Source organism: Acinetobacter sp. Tol 5 (assembly GCF_019702905.1).
GTDB classification, from domain to species: Bacteria; Pseudomonadota; Gammaproteobacteria; order Pseudomonadales; family Moraxellaceae; genus Acinetobacter; species Acinetobacter bereziniae.
This window is the reverse complement of the sequence record NZ_AP024708.1, coordinates 3,470,585-3,486,658: the sequence shown is the minus strand read 5'-3', so window position 1 is coordinate 3,486,658 and position 16,074 is coordinate 3,470,585. Positions and strand designations below refer to the sequence as shown.

General features: G+C 37.6%; 14 protein-coding genes, 4 tRNA genes and 1 other RNA gene. 9 read left to right on the top strand and 10 right to left on the bottom strand.

From position 1 onward, the window contains the following. Nucleotide 1 precedes the first annotated feature (1 nt). Entirely contained in the window at nt 2–478 is a 477-nt protein-coding gene (gene smpB / locus TOL5_RS16265) for an SsrA-binding protein SmpB (RefSeq protein WP_004828309.1), read from the bottom strand. 160 nt (nt 479–638) lie between these two features. On the opposite strand from smpB, the gene coaD reads away from it, so the two are divergent. From coaD to TOL5_RS16245, 4 genes are all read left to right on the top strand, one after another. After that, on the top strand, nt 639–1,130 hold the full coding sequence (gene coaD, locus TOL5_RS16260; protein WP_004828311.1) for a pantetheine-phosphate adenylyltransferase: 492 nt from the start codon (nt 639–641) through the stop codon (nt 1,128–1,130). Nucleotide 1,131: 1 nt separating this feature from the next. Continuing rightward, the gene (locus TOL5_RS16255) at nt 1,132–1,401 is read left to right on the top strand and encodes a YfhL family 4Fe-4S dicluster ferredoxin (RefSeq protein WP_004828314.1); all 270 of its coding nucleotides are present in this window, start codon (nt 1,132–1,134) and stop codon (nt 1,399–1,401) included. A 20-nt stretch (nt 1,402–1,421) separates the two neighbouring features. Beyond that, nucleotides 1,422–1,799, top strand: an RNA gene (gene rnpB, locus TOL5_RS16250) — RNase P RNA component class A. A gap of 64 nt (nt 1,800–1,863) precedes the next feature. Next, nucleotides 1,864–1,940 (top strand) — tRNA-Met (locus tag TOL5_RS16245). A gap of 80 nt (nt 1,941–2,020) precedes the next feature. Here TOL5_RS16245 and TOL5_RS16240 read toward each other — a convergent pair. Together TOL5_RS16240 and TOL5_RS16235 are read right to left on the bottom strand one after the other, a co-directional pair. Further along, nucleotides 2,021–2,977 carry an RDD family protein gene (locus tag TOL5_RS16240; RefSeq protein WP_121774100.1) on the bottom strand — a complete coding sequence of 319 codons (957 nt, stop codon included), beginning with the start codon at nt 2,975–2,977 and terminating at the stop codon, nt 2,021–2,023. A 207-nt stretch (nt 2,978–3,184) separates the two neighbouring features. Beyond that, nucleotides 3,185–3,270 (bottom strand) — tRNA-Leu (locus tag TOL5_RS16235). Nucleotides 3,271–3,487: 217 nt separating this feature from the next. On the opposite strand from TOL5_RS16235, the gene TOL5_RS16230 reads away from it, so the two are divergent. Next, entirely contained in the window at nt 3,488–5,254 is a 1,767-nt protein-coding gene (locus TOL5_RS16230) for an alkaline phosphatase D family protein (protein ID WP_121774099.1), read from the top strand. 59 nt (nt 5,255–5,313) lie between these two features. On the opposite strand, the gene TOL5_RS16225 is transcribed toward TOL5_RS16230, so the two are convergent. From TOL5_RS16225 to TOL5_RS16215, 3 genes are all read right to left on the bottom strand, one after another. Beyond that, nucleotides 5,314–6,045: a hypothetical protein gene (locus TOL5_RS16225; RefSeq protein WP_221260506.1), complete on the bottom strand. Its 732-nt coding sequence runs from the start codon at nt 6,043–6,045 to the stop codon at nt 5,314–5,316. A 124-nt stretch (nt 6,046–6,169) separates the two neighbouring features. Then, nucleotides 6,170–6,255, bottom strand: a tRNA-Leu gene (locus TOL5_RS16220). A gap of 10 nt (nt 6,256–6,265) precedes the next feature. Then, nucleotides 6,266–6,339, bottom strand: a tRNA-Cys gene (locus TOL5_RS16215). Nucleotides 6,340–6,491: 152 nt separating this feature from the next. Here TOL5_RS16215 and folD point away from each other — a divergent pair. Beyond that, nucleotides 6,492–7,340, top strand: a complete 849-nt coding sequence (gene folD / locus TOL5_RS16210) for a bifunctional methylenetetrahydrofolate dehydrogenase/methenyltetrahydrofolate cyclohydrolase FolD (protein ID WP_005030715.1) — start codon at nt 6,492–6,494, stop codon at nt 7,338–7,340. 223 nt (nt 7,341–7,563) lie between these two features. Then, entirely contained in the window at nt 7,564–8,232 is a 669-nt protein-coding gene (locus tag TOL5_RS16205; protein ID WP_004828323.1) for a class I SAM-dependent methyltransferase, read from the top strand. Nucleotides 8,233–8,272: 40 nt separating this feature from the next. Here TOL5_RS16205 and TOL5_RS16200 read toward each other — a convergent pair whose 3' ends face one another. Both TOL5_RS16200 and TOL5_RS16195 read right to left on the bottom strand, forming a co-directional pair. Beyond that, nucleotides 8,273–8,698, bottom strand: coding sequence for a hypothetical protein (locus tag TOL5_RS16200; protein WP_046760982.1), 426 nt, complete (start codon nt 8,696–8,698; stop codon nt 8,273–8,275). Between the two features lie 145 nt (nt 8,699–8,843). After that, nucleotides 8,844–10,163, bottom strand: coding sequence for an MFS transporter (locus TOL5_RS16195; RefSeq protein WP_221260505.1), 1,320 nt, complete (start codon nt 10,161–10,163; stop codon nt 8,844–8,846). Between the two features lie 455 nt (nt 10,164–10,618). Between TOL5_RS16195 and TOL5_RS16190 the strand changes: the two genes are divergently transcribed. Then, nucleotides 10,619–11,374 (top strand): DeoR/GlpR family DNA-binding transcription regulator, encoded by a 756-nt coding sequence (locus TOL5_RS16190; protein ID WP_005030709.1) that lies wholly within the window; start codon nt 10,619–10,621, stop codon nt 11,372–11,374. A 140-nt stretch (nt 11,375–11,514) separates the two neighbouring features. Beyond that, nucleotides 11,515–13,044, top strand: a complete 1,530-nt coding sequence (glpD, locus tag TOL5_RS16185; RefSeq protein WP_042089411.1) for a glycerol-3-phosphate dehydrogenase — start codon at nt 11,515–11,517, stop codon at nt 13,042–13,044. 150 nt (nt 13,045–13,194) lie between these two features. On the opposite strand, the gene TOL5_RS16180 is transcribed toward glpD, so the two are convergent. Together TOL5_RS16180 and TOL5_RS16175 are read right to left on the bottom strand one after the other, a co-directional pair. Further along, nucleotides 13,195–14,508, bottom strand: coding sequence for a spinster family MFS transporter (locus TOL5_RS16180; RefSeq protein ID WP_005030703.1), 1,314 nt, complete (start codon nt 14,506–14,508; stop codon nt 13,195–13,197). 521 nt (nt 14,509–15,029) lie between these two features. After that, nucleotides 15,030–15,908, bottom strand: a complete 879-nt coding sequence (locus tag TOL5_RS16175; RefSeq protein ID WP_004828334.1) for an ATP-grasp fold amidoligase family protein — start codon at nt 15,906–15,908, stop codon at nt 15,030–15,032. Nucleotides 15,909–16,074: the final 166 nt, after the last annotated feature.

The window sequence follows — 16,074 nt, the reverse complement described above, 5'->3', positions numbered from 1 at the left end:
CTTATTTGTGCATAATTCGAGCTTTATCTCGTTGCCAATCACGGTCTTTTTCCGTAGCACGTTTGTCATGTAACTGTTTACCTTTTACTAAAGCAATCTCTAGTTTTGCCAAGTGACCTTTCCAGTAACATGCCAATGGTACACACGTATAGCCCTTTTGATTGACTGCACCCATTAACTTTTCTAATTCACGGCGGGAGAGCAGTAGCTTGCGCGTACGTGTTGCTTCAGGTACTACATGTGTTGATGCAGATAACAAAGGTTGAATCTGAGCGCCGAACAGAAACGCTTCATTATTTTTAAAGGTAATATAGCTTTCTGTAATGGTCATACGTCCAGCACGTAATGACTTTACTTCCCAGCCTTGCAACGAAAGCCCAGCTTCAAATTTTTCTTCAATAAAATAATCGTGACGCGCACGTTTATTTTGTGCAATCGTCCCGCCATTATTTTTTTTTACGACAATATTTTTCGACATAATACAAATAATTCCAAGAATAGCCTTATTCTGCCTTAAACTTGGCTTGAGGTGAAGTCATTTCACAATTAAAGCAAAGGCTAAATGCGCAGAGGTTATTCGCTAAGATTTAAGTTTTTGTTAAACTATAGCTCTACATAACAAACTTGAGTACAAATGGATGTCTAAAACTCGTGTCATCTATCCAGGAACTTTTGATCCAATTACCAATGGCCATGTGGATTTGGTTGCCCGCGCTTCACGGATGTTTGATGAAGTCGTCGTTGCAATTGCGATTGGACATCATAAAAATCCAGTATTCAGTTTAGAAGAGCGTGTAGAGTTAGCGAAAATATCACTCAAACATCTACCTAATGTTGAGTTTGTTGGCTTTGATGGCTTATTGGTAAATTTTGCCCGTGAGCAAAATGCGACTGCTGTTTTACGTGGATTAAGAGCTGTGTCAGATTTTGAATATGAATTTCAGCTTGCCAATATGAATCGTCAATTGGATCATGATTTTGAAACAGTATTTTTAACACCTTCAGAGCAATTTTCATTTATTTCTTCAACGATGGTTCGGGAAATTGCGCGATTAAAAGGTGATGTCGCTAAATTTGTGCCACAATGTGTGGTCGAAGCTTTTCACCGTAAACATCAACAAGGTTGGTAATGTGTCTTTAATAATCACTGATGAATGCATCAATTGTGATGTATGTGAACCGGTATGCCCCAATGAAGCCATTTTTATGGGGGAGGAGATTTATGAAATCCATCCAAACCTCTGTACAGAATGTGTGGGGCATTTTGATGAGCCGCAGTGTGCACTTTTCTGTCCAGTAGATTGTATTCCTCTTGATCCAAATCATGTAGAAAGCCAAGAAGACTTGATGGAGAAGTATAAAAGTTTAATTGCTCAAAAAAGCGCAAGCAATTCCCAGTAAAATTTGTTAGCATACGCCCCGAAGTGAGCCAGACGATCGCTGCTGTGGAGATCTCCGTGATTGAAGCAGGGGAGGAAAGTCCGGGCTTCATCGGGCAAGGTGCCAGGTAACGCCTGGGCGGTGTAAACCGACGGAAAGTGCAGCAGAGAGTAGACCGCCTTCAATAACGTTTCTTTTCGGAGAAATGGAAGGTAAGGGTGAAAGGGTGCGGTAAGAGCGCACCGCATGACTGGTAACAGTTCATGGCATGGTAAACCCCACCGGAAGCAAGACCAAATAGGGATCCTATAGGCATGGCCCATGCTGGATCCGGGTAGGTCGCTTGAGCGTATGAGTGATTGTGCGCCTAGAGGAATGATCGTTCTAGACAGAACCCGGCTTATCGGCTCACTTCAATGAATTTTATTGCAATTATTACTTGACGTAACGTGAGTTACAGCAGATAATGCGCGCACAGTTTTAGGCTATGTAGCTCAGTTGGTTAGAGCACCGCACTCATAATGCGGGGGTCACAGGTTCAAGTCCCGTCATAGCCACCATTTTTATAGACCACGTTTCCAAAAACGTGGTCTTTTTTTTATCTTTCAATCATGCATCTTAAAACCATTTAAAAGCTCTTTTAAAAACCAAGCTTCACGGATGTATTCTCACCGATATGGGTGAGCTGAGTCGTTGTGGCAGTCTTTTTATAATCATAAATGGTTGCTTTTGATAATTTTGCTAAACCGAATTGATAGGAAAAATTAAATTGCACTTGATTGATTTTATATTGGGCTAAAATATTGCTGTCTTGTTGAAGCTTTTGAATTAATGTTTCAGCAGTATCAACCTGATCAAGATAAGCAGGTTGACTAACATTTAAAATGAGAACTTGATTTGTTGATTCAGTTTCGCCAATAAAAGAATAACGATTTTCGATCTGAATATTTTGAATATCATCAGGGATTGAAGTCAAATCATGAGTTGTTGAATTTTGATTTTGAACATAATGCCAGACATTGATTGAAAAAATGATCATTGTGATCAAAGTGAGAATGTAATAATGCACTTTCCATATTGCCTGATGAGACATATTGGATTGTGTATTTCTGAGAATTTGTGTACGTGTCAGTACATCATGAAGGGATTGTTGGCTGTTTCCATTAAAAACTGCCAAGTAGAAACATGCAAAAACAATACTTTGAAAAAAGGCGATGATTAAAATAAGTGTAAGGGGCGGATGTGCAAAGGATTGTAAATAACCGATAAAGCAAAATGGAATAATGAAAATGCTTGATCGAATTAAAGCGTGGGTTGGTGAAATTGAAGCACCTGTAAAGTCTTTTACACGAATTTTACAGAGTATTTTTCCAATCGTTTTACCATCTCCAATTGAACTGTTAAAAGCAGAGAAATAAAACAAACATAGCAAAGTGCCAAGACATTGAAAAATAAATGGAGAGTTTTCAAAATAGGGATATAGCACTTTCCCCATTACCAAACATGCAACACCGACAATCAAACAGTCGATGATAAATGCAAAAAGTCGAGGAAATATTGGAGCAATCGTTTTTACTGGATTTTGAATTTCAGTCATAGTTTTTAATTAAATTGAATTTATGAATGTATTAAGTAAATATCAATATCATCAAATATTTAAGTGAGATATTAAAAATGATGTATTTGATATTTTGAAATAGATGTTAATTTTAAATTTAATGATTTAAAGAGATTAAATTTTTGGCATAAAAAAACCAGCAGTTGCTGGGTTCTTTAATTGCACCATTTTAATATCAATTTAAAATGGTGCCCGAGGCCAGACTCGAACTGGCACGCTTTGTGGGCGGGGGATTTTAAATCCCCTGTGTCTACCGATTTCACCACTCGGGCATGTGCGCAATAATAAAGGACAGTTTTTCTCTTGGCAAGCGTATTTAGCACGATTTGCTTTCTTTTCAATCAACTCGGATGTTTATGGCTGAAAATAAAGCATTTTAAGCCAATATATTGATTTTATTGTCATGAATTTTTCATTAACTTGAGATTAAAGTGAAATATTTCCTGATTAAAGTGATGAGATAAAAAAACTTAGAGGAAATCGATTTCAATGCCAAGCTCAATTTCACGCCGTGAACTTATTCAAAAGTCATTAGCCAGTTTTGGGGCACTATCTATACCAGTTTCTTTGACAGCTTGTGGTAGCGACAATAATGATTCAACAACGTCAGCCACTAAAGTTGAATTTTTACATGGGGTGGCGAGTGGTGATCCGCTTAAGGACCGTGTGATTTTATGGACACGTGTAACTCCCCAAGATACTACTTTACGTATTGAAGTTGTTTGGGAAATTGCGACAGACGAAAAATTTGTACAAATCATCAACACAGGGAAAGTACAAACAACACAAGCACAAGATTTTACGGTTAAAGTTGATGCTGATAAGTTGAAGTCTGGGCAAACTTACTATTATCGTTTTAAATTCGGTTCAGTGATTTCACCCGTCGGTCGTACCAAAACATTACCAGAAACGACCAATGCTGTTCAATTTGCAGTATGTTCGTGTTCGAATTATCCAGCGGGATATTTCTATGTTTATCGAGAAATGGCAAAACAAGATGTCGATGCGATTATCCATCTTGGTGATTATATTTATGAATATGGCAAAGATGGCTATGCAACTGAAGATGCGGCTAAATTAGGACGTACGCTTCCTGCGGACAATGATAAAGAAATTATCAAATTGGACGACTATCGCAAACGTTATGCGCTTTATCATAAGGATACTGATTTACAAGCTGCACATGCACGTCATCCTTTTATTGTGATTTGGGATGACCATGAGTTAGCCAATGATGCATGGAAAGCGGGTGCTGAAAATCATCAAGCCAATGAAGGGAGCTTTTCTGATCGCAAGTTAGCGGCATTACAGGCGTATTTTGAATGGATGCCAATTCGACCTGTGAATCAAACAGATCATTTGAATATTTATCGTCAATTTGACTTTGGTTCATTGGTGCAATTGACGATGTTGGATACACGTATCTTGGCTCGTGATAAGCAATTGGATTATGCGGATTATATGACGGCTTCTGGGTTGGATATTGCCAAGTTTCAGTCAGATTTGATCAGTACTTCTCGTACGTTGATGGGGTATACACAACGAGACTGGTTACAGAAAAAACTGGCACAATCTACAGCGACATGGAATGTATTAGGTCAGCAAGTCTTGATGGCAAAAATGCTAATTCCAGCTGAATTACTGCTTTCATTGGCTGCAATTACCAGTGGTAATGTTACTCCAGAGACATTGGTAAAAATGAATCAACAGATTACTGAATTAGTGACCTTAAAACTTCGTTTAAAAGCGGGTGATCCATCTTTAACAGCTACAGAAAAAGCACGTGTGACGACGGTAGCTCCATATAATCTCGATGCGTGGGATGGATACTATGCTGAGCGTGAAATTTTATATGGAACACTAAAAGCACTGAATAAGAAAGTCGTTGTTTTGGCAGGGGATACACATAATGCTTGGTCTGCGGACTTGCATACACAAACAGGTGATTTTGTTGGGGTTGAATTGGCAACTAGCTCTGTGTCTTCACCAGGAATGGAAAAGTACCTCAGTATTCCTTTAGCGCAGTTACAGCAATTTGAAATGGCGTTTACCACACTGATTGATGAATTGAATTATACCAACTTAAATCAACGTGGTTATTTGAAAGTGAGTTTTACCGCGCAACAGGTTCAAGCAGATTGGATTTTTGTGAGTACCATTAAGGAAAATACATATACTGTGGATGCTACTCGTGGGCATCAAGTGGTGTTAAATAACAATTTGATTGATGTGAAAAGCATTCAAAAAAGCGCATAAATTTTCAAGTATAAAAAAACCGAGTTCATCATATTGACTCGGTTTTTTATGAAAATAAATTACATCATGCTGTCCATATAGGCATCTAAATCTTCATATTTATATGTTTTGCACATTTCATTTTCATACTTTAATAACTGTAAATGCAATTCTAAGTATTGGGTAAGTTGCTGCTGCTGAAACTGATATTGCTCCGAATTTTTATTATAAAATCTCATTTTAAATCTGGCTTTTTTGGCTTGCTTATAAGCCCAAAAGCAAGTTCTCCGAATTTGTTGTAATTGATAAAATTCAGTATCTTTGGTGCTGTCTCGAAATAGATTTTCTTTATAAAACTTCACAAAACCAAAGCTCATCGCAAAGAAAAATAGCAAACCTTGTAAAAGTGTACTTTCAATAAAATATAGGTTCAGTGCTTGTAGAATAATCAATGCGGCAAGTTTAAATGGCGTATTGTTAAGTTGCTGATAAAGATGGGTAGAGCTGTGTTTGATTTGGTTGATAATAATGGGAACAATCAACATAAAAAATAACATAACCGCCAAGGCTGCGATGGCATTGGTTTGAAAAGCATCAAATTGAACAAAATGAATTGAAATATAATGACCTAAGCTGAAGTAAATACTGCAAAAAATCATGATTGATAAAATCCAAGGAATAAACTCCTTGGCTTCATCTAAAAGCCCTTTGGTTTTAATTTGGCTATAAAATAAAAAATTGTATTTAAATGCTTTTGGATATTGTTGTTGTAACTGATTTAAATAGAAGGAAACTTGCTTGTTTTGAATCATATAGGCTTCACTTATTTAAACTGCAATTTAGAGATTAACATAAAAAGCTAATATAAAATTTTAGACATAAAAAAACCAGCTTATCGCTGGGTTTTTTATTACACCATTTTAATGTTGATTAAAATGGTGCCCGAGGCCAGACTCGAACTGGCACGCTTTGTGGGCGGGGGATTTTAAATCCCCTGTGTCTACCGATTTCACCACTCGGGCTTTACAAGATTGGAGGCGGAGGTCGGAATCGAACCGGCGTACACGGAGTTGCAGTCCGCTGCATGACCACTCTGCCACCCCGCCATGTCTTGGTGATGCACATATTAGCAACCTTTGAAAAAAAAACAATACTATATTTCATGCATATGCACATAAATTCAGCATACGAAAGAAAATTGTCTAAATAATCATGTATTATTTGCAAAATTGATTCATATCTACTTTGGAGATGTGCCGTGGCATTGGTATTGGATGGTCGCGCATTAGCGAAACAAATTGAAGCAGACTTGTTGACTCGTGTTGAAGCTTTAAAGGCAAAAACAGGTCGTACCCCAATTTTAGCGACTATTTTAGTGGGTGATGATGGCGCATCTGCGACTTATGTTCGTATGAAAGGAAATGCATGTCGTCGTGTAGGTATGGATTCTTTGAAAGTTGAGTTAGGCAAAGAAACCACGACTGAACAATTATTGGCTGAAATCGAAAAATTAAATGCCAATCCTGATGTACATGGTATTTTGTTGCAGCATCCTGTACCTGAACAGATTGACGAACGTGCTTGTTTTGATGCGATCTCTTTAGAAAAAGATGTTGATGGTGTGACGTGTCTTGGTTTTGGTCGTATGGCAATGGGTGAAGCAGCATATGGTTCTGCAACTCCTGCGGGCATCATGACCATTCTTAAAGAAAATAAGATTGAGATTGCCGGTAAGCATGCTGTAGTGGTTGGACGTTCAGCAATTTTAGGCAAGCCGATGGCAATGATGTTACTTCAAGCCAATGCTACAGTGACAATCTGTCATTCACGTACCCAAAACCTTGCTGAATTAATCAAACAAGCGGATATCGTTGTGGGTGCAGTAGGTAAAGCAGAGTTGATTCAAAAAGACTGGATCAAACAAGGTGCTGTTGTGGTAGATGCAGGTTTCCATCCTCGTGAAGGTGGTGGTGTTGGTGATATTCAATTGGTTGGAATTGAAGAAGTTGCTTCAGCATATACGCCAGTTCCAGGTGGTGTAGGACCTATGACGATTACTACATTGATTCGTCAAACTGTAGAAGCAGCAGAAAAAGCGTTAGCTTAATCAAATATTGAGAGTAAAGCCTTCACCATCGTTTATAGATGGTGAAGGCTTCTCGAAAATGTCATTTTTGTTTTGGTAAAAGTTGCTTTAATAATAGACTTTGTGACAATCATGTATTCAATATGATGCGATCTGCAATAACAGCAAATTATCGAAGTATATAAGCGTCAACAACCTTAGTGTATTTGCGAAGTATTAGAATAATCATTTTGGTTATACATTTATGAGTTGTACTTTACAATTTCCTAAAGCCCCATCACATTTACTCAAAGCCTTGCATGAGGTGATTCCTCAATGCCAGCTACTCGCTCAGCAGTTACCTGAGACTCCGATTTCATTGTGGTTGATTCCACCGGTTTTTCCGACTGATCGTTTAGATGATGAAGTGATTCGTCGTATTTGGAATGACACGCCTTATTGGATCTTTTGTTGGGCATCTGGTTTGGCGATGGCACAATGGTTATTGGCTGAGCCACATCATGTTAAAGATAAGGTGGTTCTCGATTTTGGCGCTGGGTCAGGTGTGGTCGCGATTGCTGCCAAATTAGCTGGTGCCAAGCGTGTGATTTGTTGTGACATTGACCAAGTGAGTTTAGATGCTTGTCGTGAAAATGCTGCACTAAACGAGGTAGAGCTGGAATATCTGGATGATTTATATAAAGCAGAACAGGTGGATGTATTGCTCGCCGCAGATGTTTTATATGATCAATCTAATCGCTTTTTCTTAGATGAATTTTTAAAGTTTGCCCCTGAAGTATGGGTGGCGGACAGTCGGGTCAAAAACTTTAGTCATCCGAATTATCAAAAATTGGATGAACGAAGTGCAACAACATGGCCTGATTTAGATGAAGCCAAAGAGTTTCGAAATGTGAGTTTTTATAAGACGCTATAAAAGCGTCTTATTTTTTGAAAATTTATTATGATTGGGTGTATTAAGAACAGGTATAACGTACAACATGCAAGGTGCTTGGACGAGTTTCAAGTGCTTGACGCGTTGCATAATCCTCACTGTTGTTTAGATTAGGAGTATTTGAAAGTCCAAAAGAGGTTCGACTATGCCCAAGTTGAACACCGGCTTGATTTTGTGCAGTTTGCGGGTTGATGATTTCATTGATACTAAGCACAGAAATTTTATAGGTTTTATTTGCACCTAAAACTTTTTGACATGCACGTTGTAATTTACTGGCATCTAAATCACGGTCAGCGCGACCAGAAAGTGTATATGCCAATGTTGCGCTATTGTTTGACTGACTTTCGATTTGGTAGCCTGTCATCCCATTATATTGACGCGGTGTTGTTTGGCACGCCGATAAAGCTAAAACCATTAATCCTAAACCTGCACAGGTGATTATTTTCATCTTTTAAAGTCCCAGCTTTTTGAATTATTTTTAGTATGCCATAGCTTTGTGATTTTCTCGATGATTGAATTGTTCAAATCAAAACAGCTTTCTAATTTTCATAAGAAAGCTGTTTTAACCCATCTAAGCTACTTTTGGATTTTGATTAATCATCTGTGATTAAGCTATTTTTCTTAGTATCTTTCATAAAGATATAAGTAATTAAAGATAGACCAATCATAAACGTGATGTAGTAGAAGAAATAGTTTTCGTGACCTGCATTTTTAAAACTTAATGCCACTAATTCAGCTGTACCACCAAAGATTGTATTTGCTAAAGCGTATGGTAACGCAACACCCAGAGCGCGAATGTGAGCAGGGAACAGTTCTGCTTTAACTACCGCATTAATTGCAGTATAGCCAGTTACAATCACCATGCCACTCATACATAAGAAAAATGCAGTTTTAGGGTCTGTGGTTGAACCAAGCCCATTGAAAATAGGGATGGTAAATAGAACACCTAAAACACCAAAGGTGATCATAATCGGTTTACGACCAATTTTATCTGAAAGTGCGCCAACAGCAGGTTGAATCAACATGAAGACAAAGATCGCTGCCGTGGTAATTTCTGTTGCTGTGGTCTTTTCAAAGCCAGAGGTATTGACCAAATATTTTTGCAAATAGGTGGTAAATGTGTTGAATGCTAGCGTTCCACCTGCGGTCAACATAATCACTGTGAATGCTTGTTTAGGGTATTTGGTAAATAAAGCCAAAGCCCCCGATTTTTCACCACCATTTTTGGCATGTTCTTGCGCTTGTTTAGCTGATTCTGTTTCAACTAAGCCACGACGAATCCAGAATACAACAATGGCTAACAAAGCGCCGATAAAGAATGGAATACGCCATCCCCATGCATGCAAGCCATCTTCTGAAAGTGTATGTTGGAGGATAATCAATACACAAAGTGCCAACAACTGCCCTGAAATCAAGGTGACATATTGGAAACTAGAGAAGAAACCGCGATGATTCTTTCCTGCCATTTCAGTTAAATATGTCGCACTTGAACCATATTCACCACCGACACTTAAGCCCTGTAAGAGACGAGCAAAGAGTAGAAGCGCTGGAGCAAGCATACCGACAGAATCATAAGACGGTGCACAAGCGATAATTAAAGAACCGACACACATCAAGGATACAGAAAGCGTTAAACCAGCTTTACGACCTTTACGATCGGCATAAATTCCCATAATCCAAGCGCCAATCGGGCGCATTAAAAAACCTAAAGCAAAAACAGCAGCAGCTTGGAGAAGCTTGACTGTTTCATTACCTTCTGGAAAGAACACTGGTGCAAAGTAGAGCGTAAATGCGGCATAGACATACCAGTCATACCATTCAACTAGGTTACCAGCTGAGCCACCAAGTATAGATTTGAAACGAGTTTTTCTATCAAGTTGCGAAGGAGCAACCTGAGGTGATGAATTGGACAAGGCAATTCTCCAAAAGAATATGCAAAACATAGCCTGTTTAGGGTTCATTTGGGGTGAAAATCTAAACAGAAAAATCAAAAAGAGAGAATTTCAATCAGTACTGCGGAGAGATACAAATCATTACACAGCTCGTTATACGCAAGAATGAAGGTTGCCCTTATTAGACTTTGGTCGTATGCCTTTTTTATGTTCAGGATCAATAATTATTTAAGAATGGCTAAAATAAAGAATAATTTTTTTAAAACAATTATTTAATTTTAAATAGTTTAATGGGTGGCTGTTTTTAGTACAGATAAAGTGTTGGGTGGAAATGAGTCAAATGTGTAAAAAGTACTCAAATAAAAAAACGATCAGTATTGAGAATTAAGATTCAAAGCTAGCTGAATAACAAGAACTTATGTTATGTATGTATTTAAATGTTCATTTTCGAAAATAAAACAATAAGGTTTGCATTTATGAACTTCATGATTCGACAACAGCAAATTTTGGAACTAGTTAAACAACGGGGATATATCAGTATTGAAGAAATTGCGCAGATATTTACAGTGACACCGCAAACTGTACGCAGAGATATTAATCAGTTGGCTGATGCTGGATTGTTGCGACGTTATCATGGCGGTGCTGCGATAGACTCAAGTGTGACCAATACTGAATACAGTACACGCATGAGCCATAACGCAGAGGCAAAACAGCGTATTGCAGTTGCTGTGGCAAAAGCTATTCCAGATTATGCTTCTTTATTTATCAATATCGGGACAACGACAGAAGCAATTGCTGTCGCTTTATTGCAACATCGAGGGCTTAAAATTATTACCAATAATCTAAATGTTGCCAAAATTCTAAGTGTAAAAGAAGATTTTGAAGTGCTTATTGCCAGTGGCAAAGTTCGCCCCGATGGCGGGGTCATTGGGCAGGCGACATCTGAATTTTTTAAACAATTCAAAGTGGATTATGCCGTGATTGGCATCAGTGGAATTGATGCAGACGGGACGTTATTGGATTTTGATTTCCAGGAAGTTTCAGTCTCTCAAGAAATTATTGCGGGTGCTCGACAGATTTTTTTAGCTGTAGATGATAGTAAATTTGGTCGTCATGCAATGATGCGCATGGGGCATCTTCGAGAAATTGATCGTCTTTTTACCAATCAACAGCCTGCTGAAGCTTATATTCAACAAATCAATGCGGCAGAAGTGAATTTGATTGTGGTTTAGGCTTTATTCAATGACGAGCTTAAATGTCAGTTGCAAATCTATTGATTATCGAATAGACATTGATCAAAAAAGTCTCTATTATTTTCTTAAATGAAAATAAACGAAAATATGTTAAAACTCTTCAATCAAAAGGTGATGTTATGATGCAAATGAACGAACCACAAACTTGTTATGACATCGTGGTGATTGGAGGTGGAATTAATGGTGTTGGAATTGCCAATGATGCAGTTGGGCGTGGTTTATCGGTCTTGCTTTGTGAAAAAGATGATTTGGCAAGTCATACCTCATCCGCCAGTAGTAAATTGATTCATGGTGGTTTACGTTATTTAGAACATAAGGAATTTCGCTTGGTTCGTGAAGCTTTGGCAGAGCGTGAAGTTTTACTGGCGAAAGCCCCACATATTATTCGTCCAATGCGTTTTATCATGCCTCATCAACCGCACCTTAGACCAGCTTGGCTAATCCGTACGGGTTTATTTTTTTATGATCATTTGGGCAAACGAGAAAAACTGCCAGGATCAAATTTAGTCCAATTCAACCCTGAAACCAGCCCATTAAATAAAGATATTACTCGTGGTTTTGAATACTCCGATTGTGCTGTTGATGATTCTCGTTTGGTGATTCTCAATGCAATGCAGGCACGGGAAAAGGGTGCAAAGATTGTTAGTCAAACACGTTGTATTGCTGCGCAACGTGAAAATGCTGTGTGGACAATCCAACTTGAAAATGAACAAGGGATATATCAAGTTCAAGCCAAAGTATTGGTCAATGCTGCAGGTCCTTGGGTGGCACAATTTATCCAACAGGATTTGAAATTAAAATCACCTTATGGCATTCGTTTGGTTCAAGGGAGCCATATCATTGTGCCAAAAATTTATGCAGGTGATAAAGCCTATATTATGCAAAATGACGATCAGCGAATCGTTTTTGCGATCCCTTATTTAAACCAATACACCATGATTGGAACCACAGATCGTGAATATCATGATGACCCTAATCAAGTTGAAATCACTCAACAAGAAATTGATTATCTTTTAAAAGTATCCAATGACCATTTTAAGACACAACTGAGCCAAAATGATATTGTCAGCACTTTTTCAGGTGTGCGCCCATTGTGTGATGATGAATCTGATAACCCAGCAGCAATCACGCGTGATTATACTTTAGCACTTTCTCAACAACATTCAGGTGAAGCACCTTTATTGTCGGTTTTTGGTGGCAAGTTGACGACATATCGCAAGCTTGCTGAATCAGCACTTGAGCAACTGAAAAAGTTTTTCCCTGAAATGCAACAATCTTGGACCGCACATGCTTTATTACCTGGTGCAGAAAACTTGGTCTCAGTAGAAGATTTAATCTTGGAGATCCAGACTAAAATCAAAGGCATTGATTTGGAAACAGCAAGTCGCTGGGCACATGCTTATGGCACTTATGTATGGAAGTTTTTAAATTATTCCTCCTCAGTGCATGAGCTTGGACAAAGTTTTGGACATGGGCTTTATGCGCAAGAAGTGGATTATTTAGTCGATCAGGAATGGGCAATCACGAGTCAGGATATATTGAGTCGCCGTAGCAAGTTATATCTTGAATTTAAACAGGATGACATTGATCTTTTGGATGCCTACTTGCTTGAGTTACATGAACGTCGATTGCAAAAAGATGTTGCATAATGCAATTTATAAAGCCAATGAATCAAGCATTGGCTTTATTGTATTTTGTAGATTCAATTTGAATATTGAGGTTTAAAAATTAAACTTTAAACCTCAAACCATAACCATCCAACTTCAAATACTGAATCCTTTCATCTTGAACATTGTGTTTTATGATTCATTTGGCTGCTGCAATGTAAGCGCATCTTTCATAAATGTTTGTGCACTCATATAAATGAATACGGCACTCAGTAATAAGGTGATTGGAATAATAATCATGGCTTTGTGTAAACCGATGGCACGGAATTGATCCGTAATCCCTGTTGCACCTGATACAGTCATTGCGGCATTTGCATAATGATCAGAAAGTGCACCAACCAGAAGTGGACCAAATGCGCCGCCTAATACATACATGATCGCAAGACATAAACCAAAAGCCATTGCTCTTTGATTGGGTTCAACAACTTCTTGAATAGCAGGGTAGACGGTTGTGTAATAGTTGTACATTGCAAGCCAACCGAGACAAGACAATACTGTAAATAAAACCACAGCTTGGCTTTTCAGCATTAGACTTAATCCAATCATAATCGCCGAGATCAATAAACACAGTGCTCCGAACAATAAACGACCCTTTTTAGATTTTTGATAAATCTTGTCTGCAATGACACCGCCAAGTGTTAAGCCGATTAAACCTGTTATCCCGATAATACATCCTGCAAGTAATGAGCCTTGGATTAAGGTTAAACCAAAATAACGTAGGAACAACGGCACTAGAAATGCGATGCCAGCAGCAATCGCAAGATTTTGCATAATGCCAGAAAGAATAATCCAACGTAGCGTTTTGATTTTTAAAAGGCTTCCTAAACTGTTTTGCTTTGAAGTTTTGGCTTGATAGTTTTCAGCTTCTGCTGCGCCTCGTGCAGGTTCTCGAATAAAGAAAAAACAGATGGCTAAGATCAGACCAGGTACAGCCGCAACGATAAAAGGTGCACGCCAACTGTTAAATGCTTGTGCAATCCCACCAACGGTGAAGAAAGCGAGTACCATTCCCACTGGTAAGCCGAGCATAAAAATACCTATTGCTTTGGCGCGATGCTGAGGTGGAAATAAATCTCCAATTAAAGAGTTCGCAGCAGGTGCATAACTTGCCTCACCGACACCAACACCTACACGAGCCATGAAAAAAGAGATATAACTCCATGCAAGTGCATTCATGGCGGTAAAGCCACTCCATGCGATTAAACCTATACCGATAATTTTTTTTCTTGAGTTGCGGTCTGCAAGTTTTCCAAAATATAAGCCAGCAATGGCATAGACTAAGGAAAATGCAGCAGCAAGCATTCCTAATTGTTTGTCATTTAGACTATATTCTAATCTGATTGATTCAATGACCACGGCTGGAATTGTACGATCAAAAAAATTCATCGTATTGGCTAGAAACAACAGAATCAAAATCTTCCATTTGTTGTGGATTAAGCTATTCACGGTAACAACTCCTTTGTTTATTTTTGGAAGATCAAGCGATCCGACTTGATCCGATTTAGAAGTATTGTTTTACGATTGATGGAATTTTTTTAACCATCACTTATTGTTCATATTGTTTAGAAAATCTATATAATATATTTATTAAATGCAAGTGAAATTAAATTGATTGTGGTTTTTTTAGATAAATAACCAAATAAAGAAAAGGATAGTTATTAGATTTATGATATTTGTATAGGAATTAAAACAAATAAATAAGTCTGTGTCTTATTTGGATATACGCATCATATGGCAGCAATATTTTTTAATACTATACATTTAAGTTTATGTATTTTTATTTATAACACTATCATTTATAAAAATATTAATGTGAAGTGAAAAAGCTTGTGATTACAAATGAAGCGGAAAACTCATGGTTTTTATTGTTCACTTTCCATTGAGGAAACCCAAAAAAACAATCCAACAAGTCAACGTTAAACTCTTTTACTTGCTGGATTGATTCACTATATTTTTTAATAAAAAAATCAATAACTTTTCCAGAGGGCGCCTAACTTGAAATCCCATTCACTTGGTGTAATCACCATCCGTCCTGCATTTGGTGTCAACGTGATTTCACTGAAAAAAACATCATCTCCAGCCAATAAAAAGTCGATACGACTATAACCATGTTTAAAGCAAAGGTCTTGAGAAAGTTGCAGCATTTTGCTTAAACTTTTCGGTTGAGCTAAGCCTAAGGGGCTATTATTCTTTAAGTCAACTGTAAAGGGTTGTAGGACCCAATCGGTATCATAAATATTTGAATAATCAATGCCTTGACTATCTTGAACATCGACTTCAATATATCTGGGTTGACCTTCGAAACAATGTACTCGACTGGTGGTAATCGTTAACTGGCTATTTGGATCTGTCCATAATTCAACAAACTCTTCAGCCAGAATCAACGGTGTAATATTTTTATAATGCCATTCTCTTTTTTTAAAATACATATTTTGTTTTAAATGATGCTTTAATTTTAGTTCTGCATTTTTAATATCAAATTGACTTTTATCATGGCACACGATTGCGCTACCGCTATCATGATTGCACTTTAAAACAAATTTAGATGGGAGTTTATTAAACTCAATTTCGCTAAAGCATTTGTATACACCAAGTAAAGGTACAAAATGTGAGCAACAAATTTTATCTGAAATAATTTCTCTCACTGTCAACTTGTCAGCCAGTTTTGTATGCAGAGGCGCTCTTTCATAGATCATGCGCGCAGTTACTTTTTCATTAAAACTTTCCGGTTTATCAAAGTCAGGTGTGTAACCTAATTTATTAATAAATCTTTTTGTAAGGTATTTCTTGTCAGAGACAAATTTAGTTCTAATGACTTTCGCTGTATAGATAATATTTTCAATCATGGGAAAGAATAAAAAAATAAAGAAATGAATTTTTTAATTATAGAGGAAATATGGATTTTTTGTATTGCAAAAATATCATATTGTGGATTTAACGCAAAATATTACATTTAGAATACAAATGCCTTTATTTTAATCGGTTATTCCGTTTAAATTGTTTTTGAGTTGC

Excerpts from the sequence above, each read along its gene's own strand:
- smpB (WP_004828309.1), bottom strand. The coding sequence starts at position 478 with ATGTCGAAAAATATTGTCGTAAAAAAAAATAATGGCGGGACGATTGCA.
- coaD (WP_004828311.1), top strand. The coding sequence starts at position 639 with ATGTCTAAAACTCGTGTCATCTATCCAGGAACTTTTGATCCAATTACC.
- TOL5_RS16240 (WP_121774100.1), bottom strand. The coding sequence starts at position 2,977 with ATGACTGAAATTCAAAATCCAGTAAAAACGATTGCTCCAATATTTCCT.
- TOL5_RS16230 (WP_121774099.1), top strand. The coding sequence starts at position 3,488 with ATGCCAAGCTCAATTTCACGCCGTGAACTTATTCAAAAGTCATTAGCC.
- TOL5_RS16225 (WP_221260506.1), bottom strand. The coding sequence starts at position 6,045 with ATGATTCAAAACAAGCAAGTTTCCTTCTATTTAAATCAGTTACAACAA.
- TOL5_RS16205 (WP_004828323.1), top strand. The coding sequence starts at position 7,564 with ATGAGTTGTACTTTACAATTTCCTAAAGCCCCATCACATTTACTCAAA.
- TOL5_RS16200 (WP_046760982.1), bottom strand. The coding sequence starts at position 8,698 with ATGAAAATAATCACCTGTGCAGGTTTAGGATTAATGGTTTTAGCTTTA.
- TOL5_RS16190 (WP_005030709.1), top strand. The coding sequence starts at position 10,619 with ATGAACTTCATGATTCGACAACAGCAAATTTTGGAACTAGTTAAACAA.
- glpD (WP_042089411.1), top strand. The coding sequence starts at position 11,515 with ATGATGCAAATGAACGAACCACAAACTTGTTATGACATCGTGGTGATT.
- TOL5_RS16175 (WP_004828334.1), bottom strand. The coding sequence starts at position 15,908 with ATGATTGAAAATATTATCTATACAGCGAAAGTCATTAGAACTAAATTT.